This window comes from Frankia sp. AiPs1, from assembly GCF_023716945.1.
Lineage (GTDB): Bacteria > Actinomycetota > Actinomycetes > Frankiales > Frankiaceae > Frankia.
Genome location: NZ_JAMQQF010000020.1, coordinates 15,152 through 33,299 on the forward strand (window position 1 = coordinate 15,152; position 18,148 = coordinate 33,299).

An 18,148-nucleotide genomic window follows, 5' to 3' on the forward strand; every position below is an offset into this window, starting at 1 on the left:
CCTTCACCGGCCCGCCGGGCTGGGCCGCTCGGAGCTGAACCGCTCGGAGCTGAACCGCTCGAATCGGAAGGCGGCCAGGGCCTCGTCCCGGTCCTCACCGAGCACCTCCGCCGCGACCAGGTCACCCGCGTACACGCTCAGGGTCACGCCGCTGTGCGAGACGGCGAAAAAGAAGTTGGGCAATTCGACCGCCCGTCCCAGCACCGGCAGGCCGTCCCCGGGGATGGGCCGTTCACCGACTCGGATGCTTTCCACGGTCGCGGGCCGGATCCGCGGACAAAGCACCCGGCTCGCCTCGAGCATTTCCTCAACCGCCGACTCGTCGGCACTGGTCTCGCCGGTGTCGGACACGCGCACCGCACCATCGATGGCGCGGGTGTGCAGCAGTAGCCGGCCGGCCCCCGCCGGCCGAAGGTGCACCTGTGGTGCGTGGATGACGCGGGATATCGAAACCTCGACCGGGGAGGTACGGACAAGCACGCCGCGGGTGTTGCGCATCGGCAGGTTCAGACCGGCAAGCCCGGCGATCGCGCCGGCCCGCGGCCCCGCACAGTTCACCACCGCATCCGCGACCAACCGCCGGCCCGAGGCAAGCCGGACGGCACACACCACCGCGCCGACGACCTCCAGGCCGATGACGGCGTCGTCCGGCACCAGCACCGCCCCCCGGGAGAACGCGCCGGAGAGCAGGTGATCGATCAGCCGGGCCGGCTCGATCCACCCCTCGCGCGGGAAGTGAACGATCTCGTCCGCCGGCAGTTCGGCCGGGTCGAGGTCCGGTTCGAGTTCCAGTGCCTCGGCCCGACTGAGCCAGCGCGCCTCGTACCCGTAGTCGAGGACGTCCGCGACCTTTCTTCGTAGCTTCTCGCGCTCGTCAGCGCCGGCTGCCCACTGCAGGTTGCCGCCTTCGTGGTACCAGTCCCCGCCGGGAACCTCGGCTGCCAGTCCGCGGTGGGCTGCCATGCCCGCGACACCAAGATCATGATAGGACCGCGGATGCTTGGTGGAGGCGTTGGTCCACGAAAACGTCGAACCGGACGTGCCGCCCGCCGGTGCACCGGCGTCCACGAGCAGGACGCGGGCACCCCGCCGCGCCAGTGCGGCGGTCACCGCCGCGCCGTAGACGCCGGCACCGATGACGATCACTTTCTCGACCACGTTGGTCTTCCTTTCCCTGCCGATTCGGGATCGGTGATCGGCCAGACGGCGGGCCGGGGCGCCCGGCCCGGCAACGCCCGGACAGGCGCCACGCAATGGCGGGAAACCCGGGCCGGACAGCGGACGGGCTCGGGCTGGTTAGTCGGTCGGCCGGTCAGCCGCGGCGACGCGCACCAGCGAACCGGCGGCGACCGAGGAAAATGTAACTAGTTTCAGTAACTGGTTGCAGTTTAGGCACGCCCGCCCAGAACAGTCAACCGACCCACAACACCCGGTGGCGCGCCAGAACCCCGGAACCGACATTGACCTGGGAACCGGCATCGACCTGGGGTTTCAGGCGTGTCCTTCAGGACGAGATCGTCGTCACCGTCGAGCACCGAGTCGAGCCCTCCTGGCTCAACCAGATGGAGCGGTGGTTCACCGAGCTACAGAGCCGAGCCACAAAGCCGAGCAACAGCACCGAGCCACAGCACCGATGCCCGACCCACGGGGTCCTCTGCTCCGTCGACCAGGTCAGCGACACAAGCGGATACCACTGCACACGAGTCTCCGGACCGGGACGCCCAGGACCGGGACGCCCAGGACCGGGACGCCCAGGACCGGGACGCCCAGGACCCGGATGCCACTACGCGACGGCGGGAGCAATGGTTGAGACCTGTGGATCGGTTGGGGAGGGCGTACCTTCCCGGTGATCGAGGTTGAGGTCTCAGGGCTGGTCGCGGGGTTGGATCGGAAGACGGGTGGACGCTTGCGGAGCGGGCTGGTGAGGCGTCGCCGGACAGGATGCAGCGGTTGTTGCGGTTGGCGGACTGGGACGTTGACGGGGTCCGTGACGATCTGCGGTCCTATGTCGTCGAGCGTCTCGGTGCGCGCCGGACGCGGTGCTGGTTGTCGATGACACCGGGTTCCTGAAGAAGGGTGTCCGTTCGGCGGGAGTCGCCCGGCAGTACTCAGGGACGGCTGGCCGTGTCGAGAACTGCCAGGTCGGGACGTTTTTGGCCTACCGCTCGTCGCGGGGTCACACGCTGATCGACCGGGAGCGACCGCCGAACTCGCCGGCGGCCGAGGGCCTCCGCTCCGCTTTGCGGGCCGGTGAGGCCGACGCCGAACGAGCGAGGGGTGTCCAGGTCCCAAAACGCTCAGCCTCCGCCGCCCCGACCCCACTCGACCCGGACGATCAGCCGCTGGATACTGACCCGCCCCGACCGACTCCACGACGACGAACAACTCCAGCCACGCGATGCACGCGCGTGCTGCCCGGAACTCGACGCGCTCGCCCGCCACGTCGGCGCGTTCGCGCACCCGCTCACCCGCCCGGACGACGCCACCCTCGCCGACTGGATCACCGCGGTCCGCGGCGACGACCTACCCGTACTGCGCAACCTACGCCACCGGCCTCGAACGCGATCTGGACGCGGTCACCGCCGGTCTGACCCTGCCCCACAACTCCGGCCCCGTCGAAGACCACGTCAACCGCATCAAAATGATCAAAGGGCAGATGTACGGCCACGCCAACCTCGACCTACTCCGCAAACGCGTCCTACTCGCCTCCTGACGCTGAACGCCCGTCTTCGCCCTTCATTTCCAGGGCCCCGGGCCGACGCTGCCGGCGTGCCGGCCGGCGGATTGTTCGGATGTCCACTTCCAGTGCATCCGCAGGTGGTTAGAAGGAGAAGCGTACCATGGGCCACGGGGGTGTCACGGGAAAGTCGGAGCATGGCTACGGAAACACATAGCAATCTTGACGATTGACATCCAGCATCTTTAGACTGGCGAAGCTTCCCCGAGTTGCTCTCGCCACCAACTACTGTAGTGCCCTCTTCAGTAGGTATGAAGGTGGGCCGCGATATACGTCCGCCTGCCCGAGCGAAGTGCGCAGACAACGCACTGGAAGATCTTCTTTCTTGGGTCACCACACTGACAGGTCGCCCATGGGCACGGTCAACTAACCACCAAGGAACGGAGAAGTCTGTGGCCGATGATGATGATGATGTTCTTGGTGTTTCGATCGCCGTTAGCACGATCAGTGCTCACTGCGGTGTGTCGGCGTTTGGTAAGTTGGTCCACACAATCACCGACGACGAGGCCGCTGTATTCGGTTTCGACCAGGAGGCCAAGATCCTGGAAGCCTGCACGTGGTTGACTGAAGGGAGGACGCCGGACCAGTGGTTCCTGCACGATCCCACCACACTGGAGTCAGGTCGCGGTGGTAACGCCTACGCCGTCAATGGCTGGCGGCCGGTCACCGTCACTATCATCAACTCACCCATCACGCCTGTCATTATGGACACCAAGCCGGTGATCCTGGACCATTCGGAATGGTACAACCAAGTCGACCACCCCGCTTCCCATACCTGGGACATGGGAAAACCCGAAGACCCTGCATCCTCTAGCTGGGACCTGAGCGGTGGTGGCGCGGGCGCGACCATCAGCCGCAGCCTGTTCGGGTCAACGGTACTCGGGACCGGCAGCAGGATCTGGCGCAGCATAGCCGTCGAGGACGTCGTTCGCATCAAAGGCCGGGTAGTGGGCCACAGCAGTCTCGGCGCAGGCCGCCAGTGGTACACACAGTGGGAGGATGCAGACGACTACTACATCCCTGGCTACGTGGACGCACCAAGTGTGGACTACGAAGTACCCGCGAAATCCTCGGCTACCGGCTATCTATGGTCCAACGTCATCACCGCGAGATTCAGTGTCCCCTATGGGTTCGAAATCAATGGCCACGTGGCACTCCACGACAAAAGCGGGTTCTATGAACGGCCCGCCAGTGACGTGCTGTGGAAAGCGGGACTCCCGTCCGTCCTCGGCGTCATCCACGACTACACCGTGACCTTCCACTCCGATGCGGTGATCGAAGTCGTCCCCGGGCCCTATGACCCACAGCACCAACTGGGCGTGCCCTTTCCCTCCGGCGATTCCGCGTGATCCATATTCGGGTTCCGCGGAGAGGGGTTTGGGTGTCACGTAAGCGCTCCTGACGTCGCAGCCGGCGTCGCAGGCGACCTGGATGTCCTGGTCGCCTGTCCTGTAATGCCCGGCGTCGACGTTCGAGGACGACGACTCCGTCTTCGCCGCGATGCGGGCCGGCGCCCAGGGCTACCTGCTCAAGGGCGCCGACCAGGACGAAATCTTCCGGGCGATCAGCGCGGCGGCGGCCGGAGAAGCGATCTTCGGACCGTAGATCGCCAGGCGGGTGATCGCGCACTTCTCGACAGCGCCGCGCCCCACCGTCGCTTCTTTCCCACAACGTACCTCCCGCGAGCGGGAGGCACTCGAACTGATCGCCACGGGCAAGGGCAACGCGTCGGGGTCTGCGCTGGGGCACACGGCCACCGGCCGATCTTCACGTGTCGTCACAAACCGCGAGGATCACCGGTGGCCTCTTACGTTCCCGGACCCGCGTCCCTCCTCAGCCCCGCCACCCAACCATGACACACCAAATCTAAACGATCACAGAAGTCGGGCTGGAGTACTAGGACCAGGACGCCTAGCCGTTCTTCCTGAGGTAGCGGGCGACACGGTGCGCGGCCGTCCGGCCGGGGAGGCCACTCACTCCACCGCCGGGGTGGGTACCGGACCCGCCGAGGAAGAGACCACTGAGCGGGGTTCTGCCAAGCCCGAGTCCCACCGCCGGGCGCAACGGTCCCGAATTCAGAAAACCCATGTCGAGATGCGTGATGCAGCCGTTGCGGACGTGCAGGCGGGCCGCGATGTCCTCCGGTGACTCGACGAGGCGTCCGATCTCGGCCTGCTCCAGCGGCTGGACGTATTTGCCCGTCTTGGTCAGAACGGAGTCGACAGCCGACTGCCGGATGGCAGCCCAGCCACTGCGAGGGTGCACCGGGACGGCAAGGGCGTAGAGGTAGAGCGTCTCCTGGCCCGGGGGCGCCTGGGTGGGGTCCTCCCCCGACGGCGCGGCGACCCAGAGCGCCGGGTCGACCGGCAGTTCACCGCGGCTGGCGGCCGCGTAGGAATCGACCACCGACTCCGCTGTGCCGAGAAGCAGGGTGGGTTTGCGAAGGTCGACCCCGTCGGCGCGGATATGGCCGGTGACCTCAATCTGCTCCGAGAGAGCCACATCGATCTTGAAAACCCCGGATCCGATCCGGTTGGCGCTGGCGTGGTCGAGACGGGCGGCTGTGGACTGACTGATCGCGTCACCATCGACCAGTTCGCGCAGCGTGGTCCATGGGTCCACCGACGACACGACGGCGCGAGCGCCCAACGTACGACCGTCGGTCAGCCGGATACCGCGAACGGTGTCCCCGGCACGCATTATCTCGGCGACTCGGGCGGCGACGGTGACGGTTCCGCCGGCGCTCTCCAGACAGTTGATCAGTGCTGTGGTGAGGGACTGCATTCCACCGATGGGTCGGCCTACCCCGACCCTGCTCAACAGGGCCAACAGCAGGAACCCGAGCCCGCTCCCGGGTTCCGACACCGGTCCGGCGCCCGCCGCGAGGTTGAGCAGGGCCCCGCGCACCACCGGATGTTGAAACCGCTCGTCCACAGCCATGCTGGCGCTGCCGGTGAGCAGGGCGACGATGTCGGACATCCGCTTGCGGCTTTTCACGAGCTCGCGAGCGACTCCGACGACGAGCGACGGCGAGGGCCGCGCGGTGTCGGCGCCCATGACCGGAATTGCCGTGGCCATCACCCGGTCCAGCAGGTTCATGAAGTCAAGGAAGGCGGCGGCGTCGTGCCGCGAGAAGGCCCGGATCTCCTCGGCGGTGCGCTGGGGGTCACGCCACAGAGCGAGGGACGAACCGTCCGGGTGGAGCGAGACGTAACTCGGATCAGGCTTGACCATGCGCAGCCCGTGCTCCCGCAGCGAGAGCTCACGTGGAATCTGTGAGTGCAGGAGCGCGATGATGTCAACAGCGCACGTGTTGACCGTGTGTCCGGGCGCCTCGGCGATGAACGGGCCGGACGTCGTCATCCCGCCCGGCAGGTTCGCCGCCTCCACGACCGCCACCCGCAGGCCGGCCTTCGCGAGATAGCAGGCCGCGACGAGGCCGTTGTGGCCCGCCCCGATCACCGCGACATCGACCTCCGCCGGGAGGGTCGTGCCGAACCCGGGCTCACCTGTGTCGGGACGTGACGTCATGATGCCTCGCTCGCGCGGCCACGAACGCGGGCGCGGGCGCGCCTCACGCGTCGACCCGAATCAGTCCGGCGATGTTGTCACGCATCACCCGGGCCGTCTCCACCGGATCCGCTCGGTCCACGAGCTTGTCCGCGAAGCCGAGCGGCTGCTCCAGCCCCTCGGGATGGGGCCAGTCCGAGCCGAAGAGCACATGGTCGTACCCGATGGCTTCCGCGAGCTCGACCGGATCCTCCTCGAAGAAGGGGCAGACGTAGAAGTTGCGCTGGAAGGTCTCCGACGGTCGGCCCTCGATGGGGCCACCGACGCCCGCCTGCCCGCGCGTCATGAAGGCCACCTTGTCGAGGCGCTTCATCAGCGGCTTGACCCAGCTGGCACCGTTCTCGATGCTCAGGACCTTCAGCCGCGGGAAGCGTCCGAAAAGGTTGTTGAGGATCAGGTTGGCGAAGGTGTCCTGCGCCGATGTCCCGGCGAGGTAGTTGTTGAACGGGGACTGGTGCTGCAGCGGCGGCCGCGGTAGCTCGCCCCACTGCGCTCCCCACAGCTCGTGGTAGCCGGCGTCCGAGACATGGAAGCTCACCGGAACATCGGCCTCCTGCACCAGCCCCCAGAAACGGTCACGCCTGGGGTCGGCGGCGGACTCCCCGTAGATCGGCCCCAGCCGCAGGTGCAGGAGCCGTGCGCCGGCCGCGAGGACGCGCTCGGTCTCGGCGATCGCCTGCTCGACGTCCACCAGCGAGATCATCGGCGCCGCAAAGAGACGGCCATCCGCGGCGAAACCCCAGTCCTCTTCCAACCAGCGGTTGAAAGAGCGAAGGTTCGCGTAGAGGACGGCCGTGTCGTCGTGCAGCTCGTGCTCCACGGAGACACCCAAGCTCGGGAACAGCAACGTGCCGTCGAGGCCCTGGTCGTCGAGGAGCGCGAGGCGGTTCGCCCGGTGCATCATCGCCGGGAAATCATGGGCACTGATCATTTCCGGCTGGCTCCAGCCGCCCGGGTCCTCGTCGTCGTGGATCCCGAGAAAGGCGCCCGCTCGACTGCCGGGTGCGCCCGTGTAGTCGCACTGAACGACACGGATGAGGCCGGCCTTCTGGTCCCCGTAGTAGAGCCGTCCCAACCCGTCCCGCGCACTGACGCGCACGTTCACGGCCCGCGAGCGGTATTTCTCCTCGATGTGGCGGGTGAACGCGTCGTAGGGCTCGTAGTAGTGGCCGTCCGAGTCGATGGGTCGACGCTCAGCAGGTGTTTCCGGCTGCAGCAGGGGCATGTCGGTACGTCCCGTCATGAGGGTCTCCAGGGCGGGCGTGAGGTGCGCCGCCTCGAGACTGGCTCCACGCACCCGACTCTGTCCAATATGACCTCCGTGTACCCTGATATCGCTGACGTATGACGGCGCCGACACCTGCCGGCCGGAGCGGGAGCGCGCTCATACGTGGCCGGTATGGATATCGACACGATTGATATTGGACGCAGGCGGCACTCGGTGAGAGTGTTGCGGTCGCGATGACACGATTCGTCGACAACACCGGCCGAAGGGACTTATGCCTCGTGTCGCTGTGGTCGGGTGGCGGGCGGCAGTGCCATGACACTCGACAGCAATCGCTCCAGGGCAGGATTCTGGGCACGAGGAATCCAGGCGACGAACATGCTGCGGGCGATCGGGTCCCCCGGCGAGTCCACGATGGGCACTATCGTCACGTCGCGTACCCAGAAACTCGTGGACGCGCCCGCAACGAGCCCGATGCCCATCCCGCCGGCCACCAGGCTGAGGGTCGTCATCGGGTTCGAGGTTCGGTGCGCGACGGTCGGCGAGAATCCCAGTCGACGGCAGGCGGACATGAAGTCGTCATAGATGTCCGGGTGTCGTTCGCGGGGCACCATGATGAGTGGCTGATGGTGCAGGTCCGTCAGTCGAATCTGCTGGCGGCGGGCCAGCGGCCACGTCGACGGCACAGCCGCCGCGACGTCGACGTGACCGATGAAGTGGAGTTCGACTGCCGGCGGCAGCTCGCGTCGGCCCATGATGATCCCAAGGTCGATTTCGCCGCCTCGAAGTTTCTCTAGCTGATCCTCTACCGAAAGTTCCTCGAAGATCACCTCGACGTCCGGCGACTCACGGCTGAAGCTGCGGATAATCGCCGGCAGGACCTCGAACACCGCCGGGGTGACATAACCTAACCGGAGGCTTCCCTGCTCCCCCGAAGCCACCCTTCGTGCGGTCAGTTCCGCACGGTCCACCTGCAGCAGCGTCGCCTTCGTCTCGACGAAGAATGCCTGACCGGCAGGCGTCAGCTCCACATTGGTGCGCGAACGCACGAAGAGCTCAAGTCCGAGGGAGACCTCGAGCCGCTTGATCGACTGACTGAGCGCGGGCTGTGCAATACAGAGCCGACGGGCGGCCCGACTGAAGTTGAGATCCTCGGCCACGGCGACGAAATGACGAAGATGATGTAACTCGACGGCCATAGAACTGTCGAGCATACGCCGACGGCAGTCAGCTGGCACGCCAACGCGGCCTCGACCCCGGCTCCGGCTCCGACTGCGACTCCTACTGCGGCTCCTACTGCGGCTCCGACCCGGCTGCAACTGCAACTGCGGCTGCGGCTCCGGCTCCGGCTCCGGCTCCGATCGATCAGGACAGAAAGGGCGTTGCCCGTGCACCGGCTAGGAGACCTCTACGGCGACATGAGCGGCGTTGCCGACTGGACCGGCGTCGCGGATGTCGAGCCGTCCGTGCCTGCGCTGCTCCGCCATTGCAGCACCCACCACCCGGCGCGCGAGCTGTGCGTGTTCGATGCCCGGCGGCTGACCTACGGGGAGGCCGACGAGCGCTCCGCGCTGTTGGCCGGCCAGTTCGTGGCGGCAGGGGTCGGAAAGGCAACCAGGGTCGGGATGATCTTCCCCAACAGCCCTGAATTCATCATTGTCTGGCTGGCGATCGTCCGCATCGGAGCTGTCGCCGTACCCATCAGCACGCTGTCCACCGGCACCGAGCTTGGGTCCGTCATCCGGCACGCCGACCTTGCGCTGCTGGTTACGACGGACCGTTACAGAAACCATGACTACCCCGCCAGCCTGGAGAGCGCCGTCGAGGGACTCGCCGAGTCCGGCGGTGCGTTGCGGCTGCGCGACGCTCCCTATCTCCGCGGCGTCTGGGTGTGGGGGTCTTCGGCACCGCCGTGGGCCTGCGCTCTCGATCTGTCGGCGCCGAGCGGTGTCTCCCGCGAACTACTGGCGGCGATCGAGGGTGAGGTGTCGCCGGCCGATCCCGTCAGCATCATTTACACCTCGGGATCCACCGGCGCGCCGAAGGGCGCCATGCACACGCACAACGGCTTCATGCGCCAGGCCGCGAAGCTCGGCGCAATCATGCCGTACCGGCGCGACGATCGCGTCTTCACCCCGATGCCGTTCTTCTGGGTCGGCGGCCTGACGTACACCGTCCTGGCCGCCATGCACGTCGGCTGCACCTTGCTGGGAAGCGGCAGTACCGGCTCGGCGCTGCTCGACTTCCTGGAGCGAGAGCGCGTCACCTACCTCACCGGCTGGCCCCATCTGTTGACCGCGCTCGAGACCGATCCGTCGTTCCCTCGGCGCGATCTGAGCGCCCTACGCGGCGGCAACCTCCTCGCCGCGCTGCCCCCCGGCCAGCGACCGCGCAACCAGGTCTTCGGGATAGCCCTCGGCATGACGGAGACCGCCGGCCCGCACACCGTCTCGCACCCCGACTATCCCGACGAACTCGCCGGGACACTCGGGCCGGTCATGCCCGGGATGGAACACCGCCTCATCGACCCGGACAGCGGCATGGACGTCGCCCCGGAGGCGCTCGGCGAACTGCTCGTCCGCGGCGACGCCCTCATGGCCGGGTTCGTGAAGCAGGTACGCGAAGCCTGCTTCGACGCCGCAGGCTGGTACCACACCGGTGACCTGTGCTCGTACCGCGGCGACCACATCTTCTTCCACGGCCGACTCGATGACATGATCAAATCGTCGGGTGCCAACGTCTCCCCGCGCGAGGTCGAGGCCGCTCTGGCGATCCTCCCGGGGATCGAACAGGCGATCGTCGTCAGCGTGCCCGACCCGCAGCGGGTCAGCATCGTCGGCGCCATCGTCGTCGCCCGGGGCGGAGTCGCCCTGCGCGCGGAGGACATCCGTCGATCGCTGCGCAGCACGCTGTCCGAATACAAGATCCCGCGGGTGATAAAAATCATCCAACCGGCGGATCTACCCATTCTGTCGTCGACCAAGATTGACCGACGACTCTTGGTCAGCATGTTGAGCGAGGTCGCAAGGTCGGACTGAGCCGCCTGACGAGACCGGTCGCGTACACACTCGGTCGCAGACAACCACTCACGTCGATGACAGCTCTACGTCGGATCGATCCGCTCGAACTTCGTCCAGCCGCGCCAGCCGCGTTCCTCGAGCCGCCCCATGAGCCGACGGGCGATCGGCACCGAGTCGAGGAAGACCGAGTCGAGGAGTTCCGCGAGCTCGTCGGTCATTTCCTGGTCGTGGTTCTCCCCTCCCTCGGCATCGGCGGCCTCGAGCAGTGCGGCGAGCCGGTCGCCCACGGCCGCCACTCGTGGGTCGTCCGCCGCCCAGTCGATCATCGCGGCGAGATCGCGGTAGAGGTCGACCGTCGCCGGGTCGTCGAGCTGCTGCTGCTTGAGCTTCATGTAGAGCGACATCTGCTCCGCGTGTTGAGCGGCCACCAGGATCCAGGCGTCCCGCTCACCCTCGATCATCCGGTCCGGCAGTCCGAGCTCACGCAGCCGGTCGAGGTACGCCACCGCCTCCCGCGGCAGGGCCAGGTTGTCCCCGGCTGCCAGCTGCGCGATCCGCTCGCGGTGCCGCTGGCGCTGTCTGATCTCCGCGCGCAGGCGCCGGTCGATGTCGGCGACGGCGGCGGCGAACTCCTCCTCGCCGGCGGCCAACAGCTCGCGGACGCGCGCGAGCGGCACACCGGCGTCGGCGAGTGTCCGGATCCTGATGAGCTCGACGACGGCCGCGGCGCCGTAGCGCCGGTAGCCGGAGTGGTCGCGCTCCGGCTCGGGCAGCAGACCCTTGGCGTGGTAATGCCGCACCGCGCGCACGGTGACGCCGGCGTAGGACGCCAGCTGGCTGATCGTGAGCACCGCGCCAGTCTCCTATTTCGCGGGCACGCGGAGGAACAGCCGACGCGACCAGAGGTAGCCGAGTAAAGCGATGGCGACGCACCAGCCGATCGAGAACCACAGCTCGGAGCCGGTCGGAGCACCCGTGACGAGTGCGCGCAGGGTGTCGATCATCGGGGTGAACGGCTGGTGCTGCGCGAACTGGCGCAGCCCGGCCGGCATCGCGTCGGTCGGCACGAAGGCGCTGCTGACGAACGGCAGGATCATCAGGAACAGCGGGGTGTTACTGGCCGTCTCGACGCTGTCCGCCGCCAGGCCCAGGCCGACGGTCAGCCAGGTGAGCGAGAACGCGATGAGGATCAGCAGCCCGATCGCACCAAGCCAGCGCAGCGGTCCGGCGTCGGAGCGGAATCCGAGCAGGAACGCGAACGCCGTCACGACGACCACGGCGAATCCGGTCCTGATGACAGCGCCCAGGACGTGGCCGGTGAGCACCGACACCCGGGCGATGTTCATCGCGCGGAACCGGGCGATGATCCCGGTGGTCATGTCGGTCGCGGTCGAGATCGCGGTGCCTAGCGCGACGCTGGCGACGGTCATGAACAGGATGCCCGGCGTGATGAAGACGAGGTAGTCCCCGCGGCCTGCGCCGCCATCCTGGCCCGGCAGGCCGGCGCCCAGAGTCCCGCCGAACACGTACACGAACACCAGCAGGAACACGATCGGCTGGGCGACCAGAATGATCGACAACGAGGGATAGCGGCGGATGTGCAGCAGGTTGCGTCGCAGCATCGTCGCCGAGTCACGGGCGGTGTAGGAGGCGCTCATGCGGGGATCCGTTCGGCTGCGGGCGCCTGAGCTGCGGGCACCTCGGCTGCGGGGACCTTCGCCGCGCGGCCGGTGAGCGCGAGGAACACGTCGTCGAGGTCGGCGGAGGAGACCGTCAGGCCGGCGACGCCGTCGTCGTCGAGCCCGTCGAGCACGCGGCGCAGCCCGGCGATGCTGCCGTCGCTCGGCACCTGCAGCGTGAGTGCCTCGGCGTCGGTGGTGGCCGCCGGGTGCGCCGCCGCTGCCGCGGCCAGCCCCACGGTGGCGTGGAACTGCACCGACACGTGCCCGCCGGGCACCCGTCGCTTCAGCTCGGCGGCCGTGCCCTCGGCGACCAGGCGGCCGTTGTCGAGGACCCCGATCCGGTCGGCCAGCTGGTCGGCCTCCTCGAGGTACTGCGTCGTCAACAGCACCGTCACGCCGTCGCTGACCTGCTCGCGCACAATGGCCCACAGGTCGCGGCGGCTGCGCGGGTCGAGACCCGCCGTCGGCTCGTCGAGGAAGATCAGCCGAGGCCGGGCGAGGAGCGTCATCGCCAGATCCAGCCGCCGCTTCTCCCCGCCCGAGTAGGTCCGCGCCCGCCGGTCGGCCACGTCGACGAGGTCGAAGCGCGCCAGCATCACGGTCACCGCGGTGGTCGCCCTTGCCCGCTCCAGATGCGCCAGGTCGGCCATCAGCCGCAGGTTCTCAGCTCCGGTAAGCAGCTCGTCGATCGCCGAGAACTGCCCGGTGACACCGATCGCGGCGCGCACCTCGGCGGGTTGGCGTCGTACGTCGAAGCCGGCGACGCGGATCTCGCCGTCGTCGGGGGTCAGCAGGGTGGCGAGGATGTTGACGACGGTCGTCTTGCCGGCGCCGTTGGGTCCCAGGAGCGCGTAGACGGCGCCCCCCGGGACGGTCAGGTCGACGCCGTCCAGCACGGTGTGGTCGCCGTAGGACTTGGTGAGTCCGGAGACCTCGATCGCGGGGTCGGTAGCGGTCATGCCGCCATGCTGGAACCCTGACCCAGGGGCAAGGTCAAGCCGTTGCCCACCCCCTCGGCACCCCGGACCACGGCCTGCCACCGGGCCGGACCCTCGACCGAGCCCCGAGCCCGCCCGCATCACCATCACCTGGCCACACCCAGCGGACCCGGACGCCACCCACCACGGCTCCCGCCCCGCGCCCAGCTAGATCCCGGGAGCCGTGAGATCGCGACCAACGGATACGGCGCGGCGTCCGGGGCGGCCTCTCGCCAGCCGGCTCTTCTGGTGACGCTGCCAGGCTCGGCGTGCCGATGGCCGAAGAAGAGACCGCACGTGGTTGTCCACGAGCAGTCCTTCCAGTCGTTGGTGCGTTGTCAGACGAGCCGGCCGTGTTCAGCCTGTTCACTTTTCGGGCCCCGCACAATCTCGATCCGCACAAGCCCCCGCTTGTCCGGCGACGCCGGCCGGTGGCCGGTGGCCGGTCCGAAGAACCCGACAGGCCGCGCCGGCATATTGGTTTACCCGCTGGTTACGGCACCCTAAGCTGCCGAAATGACGGATACCCGTTCGATACCCATCCCACGGTCCCGCCCGGCGGCCGCCGGCGCCGCATTCCGGCGCGGCCGCATTGCGGGGTCCGGCCCGCTCGGCCGGACGCATGGCGAACCGGCCCACGCCTTTTCCTCGGAAGACCGTCCGACCCCGGAGTTCCCCCTCTTATGCGCCGCTGTTACCGCCTAGCCCCCGCGCTGGTCCTGCTCGCCGTCGCAACGCTGACCGGCTGCACGTCCCAGGGGACGGAAGCGGCCGCGTGCGACAGTCCCGGGGTCACCCCGAACGAGGTGAGGATCGGTCTGCTCTATCCCGACTCGGGGGTTCTCGCCCCCACCTTCAGCTCCTCCCGGGCCGGCATCGACGCCCGACTTGGCCTGGCCAACGAGCACGGCGGCGTCCACGGCCGGAAGATCGTCTACGACTGGCAGGACGACCGCGGGACCGCCGAGGCGAACATCCAGGGCGCCCGCACCCTGGTGGAACGGCAGAACGTCTTCGGCGTCATCGAATCCTCCTTCTCCGCCAGCGGCAGCGCCCAGTACCTCGCCGACCGCGGCGTTCCGGTCACCGGAATCGCAACCGAGGACATCTGGTCGCACTACCGGAACATGTTCTCGTTCTCCTACACCGACGGGAACGCGGTCGACACGTTCGGTACCTTCGTGCACAACCGCGGCGGAAAACGCGTCCTGCTGGTTCAGGCCGCACTGTCCGCGAGCGTCTCGGAGCTCACCTCGAAATACGACCAGAGCATCCGGGCCGCCGGGCTCGACCTCGCCGGCATCCTGAGCTATTCGTCGCAGGCCGACAATCCCGAGGACACCGCGCGGCGGATCGTCGAATCGGGCGCCGACACGGTCATCTTCCTCATCCAGCCGCCCGACTACCTCCAGGTGCTACACGCCCTGCGTGGCACCGGTCGGCAACCGGGGCTCGTCCTGGCGGTCACCGGTTATGACCGGCAGCTCCTGGCGACCGCGGGTGCGCAGATGGCCGGGCTCGTCATTCCCGTCTTCTACCGCCCGTTCGAACTCGGCGGCGCCGCCGTCGAAACCTACGAGACGGCGGTGACCCGCTTCGCACCCCAGATCCCGCAGGCGCAGCACGACTTCGCGCTGATGTCCTACGTCGACACCGACATGTTCATCCGCGGACTGGAGGCGGCCGGCCCCTGCCCCACCCGGCGGGCGTTCATCGACGGGCTGCGGTCGGTGACGCACTACGACGCGGACGGTCTGATCGCGCCGGTCGACTTCGCCACCGGGCTCGGCAGGACGACGAACTGCTATTCGTTCGTCCAGGTCAACCCGACGGGCACGGCCTTCGACGTGGTCGACCGGGACCGCTGCGGACGGGAGATCACCCAGTAGCGATCCGCCCCACCGGCAGCCCTCCCCGGCCATCCGACCGGGGAGGGCTCGCCCTCACCTGCGCCGCACGACGCCGCCCCTCGCCGGCGCCAGGCGGCGCCGATGTCAGGCGGCACCGATGTCATTGCGGCACCGATGTCGTTACCAGGTGACGGGAAGGTGCGCGGGGCCCATCACGAAGTTCGACCGGGTCCACTCCATCTCCCCGACGGGGTGGATGGCGGGGAAAGCCCGCAGCAGCGCGGTGATCATCGCGATCGCCTCCGCCCGGGCCACGTGGGCGCCGAGGCAGAAGTGCTGGCCGAGACCGCTGAAGGCGAGGTGGCGGTTGGGCGAGCGGGTGATGTCGAACCGCTCCGGGTCGGCGAACTCCTCCGGGTCCCGGTTGCCGGCGCCGTAGTAGACGCACACCTTGTCGCCGGCGCTGATCGTCCGCCCGCCGATCTCGACATCGCGCAGGGCGGTGCGGCGGTTGTACACCACCGGCGTGACCCAGCGCAGCATCTCCTCGACGGCGGCGGGCATCCGGGCGTCGAGGTCCGCCTGCAGAAGCTCGCGCTGGTCAGGATGGGTGAACAGGGCGTGCAGGCCGCCGCCGATCAGGTGCCGGGTGGTGTCACCGGCGCCGACGATCAGCAGGGTCATGTTCGCCGAGAAGTTCTCCAGGCTCATCGGCGCCCCGTCCACCTCGCAGGCCGCGAGCATCGAACAGACGTCGTCGCCGGGGTTGGCCCGACGGTCCTCCCACACCTGGATCGAATACCGGATCAACGCCTCGGTCGCGCCCTGGCGCTCCTGCTCGGTATAGGCACCGCCGCCGAGGCCGATCTCGATGTACTCGTAGAGGCGCACGGCGTCCTCGCGGGGGATGCGCAGCACGTCGGCCGTCACGTAGGCGGCGATCTTCCCGGCCACGTCCACGGCGAGATCGCACCCGCCGGCCGGGCGGATCTCGGCGACGATCGCCTCGGCGGCGTCGACGAAGTTGGTCATCCGCCGGCGCACCGCCGAGGGCATGAACCCGGGGACGACCGCACGCCGGATCACCGTGTGCAGCGGGGGGTCGAGGTTCACCATCGACTTGTCCTCGGTCTCCATGAAATCCTCGATCATGGAGACCGGCCAGTGGGAGAAGTTCTCGTCGTCGCGGTTGACGGCGCGGATGTCCGCCCAGCGGGTGACGGCCCAGAAGCCCGGCCCGTTCGGCTCGTCGTTCCAGTGCACGGGGTCGTGCTCGCGCAACCGGGCATAGAGCCCGTGCGGATGCCCGTGCTCGAAACTCGCCAGCGAGTACAGGTCGATCGATTCGGCTGCCAGGGTCGTCATACCGTCGCTGCTCCTGCGGTCGAGACGGCCGGGGCCGCGGCGGGCAGAGTGATCTCCTGGAGAATGGTCGCCGCGAGGGTCGTGATCGCGAGACGGCCGTCGGCCTCGCGCATCGTCAGGTGGTAGTCGCCGACGCCGTGGGCGGTGCCGTCGGCCCGGCCCAGCCAGTACTGGAAGTAGCTGCGCACGTCGACGGACCCGTCGAGCTCCACGTCGACGAGCAGGTTGGACACGAGGTGGCGGGCCCACTGCCGCTGGTCGAACAGCGAGGCGAGGATGGCCACCACGGTGTCGCGCCCGGTGAAGACCTGCTCGCGTCCCGGGCCGCCATCGACGGTCGCGGCGGCCACGACGAGGGCGGCGTCCGTGGCGAAGACCTCCCGCAGGGCGCCCGCGTCACCCTGGTCGATCGCCCGGCAGTAGCGGTGCAGGACCGTGCCCGCGCGCCAGCCGATCTCGGCCGGCCCGCGGTCGTCCGGTAAGTCAGGCATGCAGCCTCTCCCTTTCGTCCCATCAGCGTTTTCGCCCGAGCAGCAGTTTCGTCCGAGCACCGGTTCGCCCGAGCGGCAGTTCGCCCGAGCGGCGAGTGTCCCGGATCAGCGGTCGATGACCATCCAGAGGTTAGCCACCGAGCTGCCGGCGTCGCAGACGACCGCCTGCCCGTTGACGAGCGATGCCTCGTCGGAGACCAGGAAGCGGTGCACCCGGGCCACCTCCACCGGGTCCGCGGCCCGGTTCATCAGCGCCTGCGCCCCCGGCCCGCCGACCGGTCCGGCCGAGGCCGACGCGGTGGCGGGCGCGGTGGCCGGCGCCGCGTCCGCGCGGGCCTGCGCCTCGGCCTGGGCCATGAGCACCGGCAGCACGTCGGTGTTCGCCAACAGGTTGGTGGCGACCCCGCCCGGGCAGGCGCAGTTGACCCGGATCCGATCGGCGACCAGCTCGAAGGCGAGGGCCCGCACGACGGCGATGATGCCGCCCTTCGACGCGCTGTACGCGGCCTGCCCGGCCACCCCGGTGAGTCCGGCGATCGACGCGGTCGCCGACATCGCCCCGCCGCCCGCGCGGCGCAGGGCCGGGACGGCGGCGGCGAAGGTGCGGATGGTGCCCGCGAGGTTGATGTCGAGGATGGCGGTCCACCGTTCCTCGTCGAGGTCCTCCAGCCGGCGCGCCACGGCCGGACCGCCGACGGTGCCCGCGTTCGCGATCACCGTGTCGAGGTGACCGAAGGTGGACTCGGCGGCGGCGACGGCCGCCCGCACCTCGTCGCGGCGGCGCACGTCCACCCGCTGGAACACGGCCTCGCCGCCGGCCGCGACGATCTCCTTCGCCACCGCCTCCCCCTGCTGGTCGATGTCGGCGACGACGACCCTGGCCCCGTCGGCCGCGAGCACCCTCGCCGTCGCGGCGCCGATGCCCGACGCCGCCCCGGTGACGAGTGCCACCCTCCCCCGCAGACTCATGATGATCTCCGATCCTGGATCTTCCGACGGACCCGCGCAACAGACGTGACGAAGTGGCCGCTCAGAGTGTCTTCGCCGCGGCCGCAAGGCCTTCGATCAGCTCGTCGGCCTCCGCGGCCGAGCGCAGACGGTGGTTGGGACCGGCGACGGCCATGGTCGCCCCGGCCTCGAGGTAGGCCTCGGCGCCGGCGACGGTGCGGGCCGCGTCGATCCCGCCGGCCGCGTCGGGCACCGGTGGCAACGGCACCCGCACGACCAGCGT

14 protein-coding genes and 3 pseudogenes are annotated in these 18,148 nt (G+C 68.7%); 6 read left to right on the forward strand and 11 right to left on the reverse strand.

Going from position 1 to position 18,148, the window contains the following annotated elements:
- Positions 1–3 precede the first annotated feature (3 nt).
- The gene (locus tag ND748_RS04480; RefSeq protein WP_251744230.1) at positions 4–1,158 is read right to left on the reverse strand and encodes an FAD-binding oxidoreductase; all 1,155 of its coding nucleotides are present in this window, start codon (positions 1,156–1,158) and stop codon (positions 4–6) included.
- Positions 1,159–1,861: 703 nt separating this feature from the next.
- Here ND748_RS04480 and ND748_RS04485 point away from each other — a divergent pair.
- The 4 genes and pseudogenes from ND748_RS04485 to ND748_RS34930 all read left to right on the forward strand — a co-directional run.
- Positions 1,862–2,264 (forward strand): annotated as a pseudogene (locus ND748_RS04485) (transposase); the annotation flags it as partial.
- Positions 2,265–2,398: 134 nt separating this feature from the next.
- The gene (locus ND748_RS04490; RefSeq protein WP_251744232.1) at positions 2,399–2,713 is read left to right on the forward strand and encodes a hypothetical protein; all 315 of its coding nucleotides are present in this window, start codon (positions 2,399–2,401) and stop codon (positions 2,711–2,713) included.
- Between the two features lie 416 nt (positions 2,714–3,129).
- On the forward strand, positions 3,130–4,086 hold the full coding sequence (locus ND748_RS04495; protein ID WP_251744234.1) for a hypothetical protein: 957 nt from the start codon (positions 3,130–3,132) through the stop codon (positions 4,084–4,086).
- Positions 4,087–4,207: 121 nt separating this feature from the next.
- Positions 4,208–4,468 (forward strand): annotated as a pseudogene (locus ND748_RS34930) (DNA-binding response regulator); the annotation flags it as partial.
- Positions 4,469–4,648: 180 nt separating this feature from the next.
- Here the strand turns inward: ND748_RS34930 and ND748_RS04500 are convergent.
- The 3 genes from ND748_RS04500 to ND748_RS04510 all read right to left on the reverse strand — a co-directional run bounded on the left by ND748_RS04500 (position 4,649) and on the right by ND748_RS04510 (position 8,731).
- The gene (locus ND748_RS04500; RefSeq protein ID WP_251744235.1) at positions 4,649–6,268 is read right to left on the reverse strand and encodes an NAD(P)/FAD-dependent oxidoreductase; all 1,620 of its coding nucleotides are present in this window, start codon (positions 6,266–6,268) and stop codon (positions 4,649–4,651) included.
- 43 nt (positions 6,269–6,311) lie between these two features.
- On the reverse strand, positions 6,312–7,604 hold the full coding sequence (locus tag ND748_RS04505; protein ID WP_251744237.1) for an amidohydrolase family protein: 1,293 nt from the start codon (positions 7,602–7,604) through the stop codon (positions 6,312–6,314).
- A gap of 200 nt (positions 7,605–7,804) precedes the next feature.
- Positions 7,805–8,731 carry a LysR substrate-binding domain-containing protein gene (locus tag ND748_RS04510; protein ID WP_251744239.1) on the reverse strand — a complete coding sequence of 309 codons (927 nt, stop codon included), beginning with the start codon at positions 8,729–8,731 and terminating at the stop codon, positions 7,805–7,807.
- A gap of 189 nt (positions 8,732–8,920) precedes the next feature.
- On the opposite strand from ND748_RS04510, the gene ND748_RS04515 reads away from it, so the two are divergent.
- A complete protein-coding gene (locus ND748_RS04515) occupies positions 8,921–10,570 on the forward strand; it encodes a class I adenylate-forming enzyme family protein (RefSeq protein ID WP_251744241.1) in 1,650 nt (549 codons plus the stop codon).
- Positions 10,571–10,635: 65 nt separating this feature from the next.
- On the opposite strand, the gene ND748_RS04520 is transcribed toward ND748_RS04515, so the two are convergent.
- Genes ND748_RS04520 through ND748_RS04530 form a run of 3 tightly spaced genes read right to left on the reverse strand, consistent with a single transcriptional unit; the run spans position 10,636 to position 13,193 of the window.
- Positions 10,636–11,403: a MerR family transcriptional regulator gene (locus tag ND748_RS04520; RefSeq protein ID WP_251744243.1), complete on the reverse strand. Its 768-nt coding sequence runs from the start codon at positions 11,401–11,403 to the stop codon at positions 10,636–10,638.
- 12 nt (positions 11,404–11,415) lie between these two features.
- Positions 11,416–12,210, reverse strand: a complete 795-nt coding sequence (locus tag ND748_RS04525; RefSeq protein ID WP_251744244.1) for an ABC transporter permease — start codon at positions 12,208–12,210, stop codon at positions 11,416–11,418.
- Positions 12,207–13,193 carry an ABC transporter ATP-binding protein gene (locus ND748_RS04530; RefSeq protein WP_251744245.1) on the reverse strand — a complete coding sequence of 329 codons (987 nt, stop codon included), beginning with the start codon at positions 13,191–13,193 and terminating at the stop codon, positions 12,207–12,209. Before ND748_RS04530 ends, ND748_RS04525 begins: the two co-directional genes overlap by 4 nt.
- A gap of 701 nt (positions 13,194–13,894) precedes the next feature.
- On the opposite strand from ND748_RS04530, the gene ND748_RS04535 reads away from it, so the two are divergent.
- Complete coding sequence (locus ND748_RS04535; protein WP_251744247.1) at positions 13,895–15,100, forward strand: ABC transporter substrate-binding protein; 1,206 nt, start codon at positions 13,895–13,897, stop codon at positions 15,098–15,100.
- Between the two features lie 141 nt (positions 15,101–15,241).
- Here ND748_RS04535 and ND748_RS04540 read toward each other — a convergent pair whose 3' ends face one another.
- From ND748_RS04540 to ND748_RS04555, 4 genes and pseudogenes are all read right to left on the reverse strand, one after another.
- Positions 15,242–16,426: a cytochrome P450 gene (locus tag ND748_RS04540; RefSeq protein ID WP_251744249.1), complete on the reverse strand. Its 1,185-nt coding sequence runs from the start codon at positions 16,424–16,426 to the stop codon at positions 15,242–15,244.
- Entirely contained in the window at positions 16,423–16,917 is a 495-nt protein-coding gene (locus ND748_RS04545) for a nuclear transport factor 2 family protein (RefSeq protein ID WP_251744251.1), read from the reverse strand. The genes ND748_RS04540 and ND748_RS04545 overlap by 4 nt, the downstream gene beginning before the upstream one ends.
- Positions 16,918–17,022: 105 nt before the next feature.
- On the reverse strand, positions 17,023–17,886 hold the full coding sequence (locus ND748_RS04550) for an SDR family NAD(P)-dependent oxidoreductase (RefSeq protein ID WP_251744252.1): 864 nt from the start codon (positions 17,884–17,886) through the stop codon (positions 17,023–17,025).
- A gap of 61 nt (positions 17,887–17,947) precedes the next feature.
- A pseudogene (locus ND748_RS04555) lies at positions 17,948–18,148 on the reverse strand (LLM class F420-dependent oxidoreductase); the annotation flags it as partial.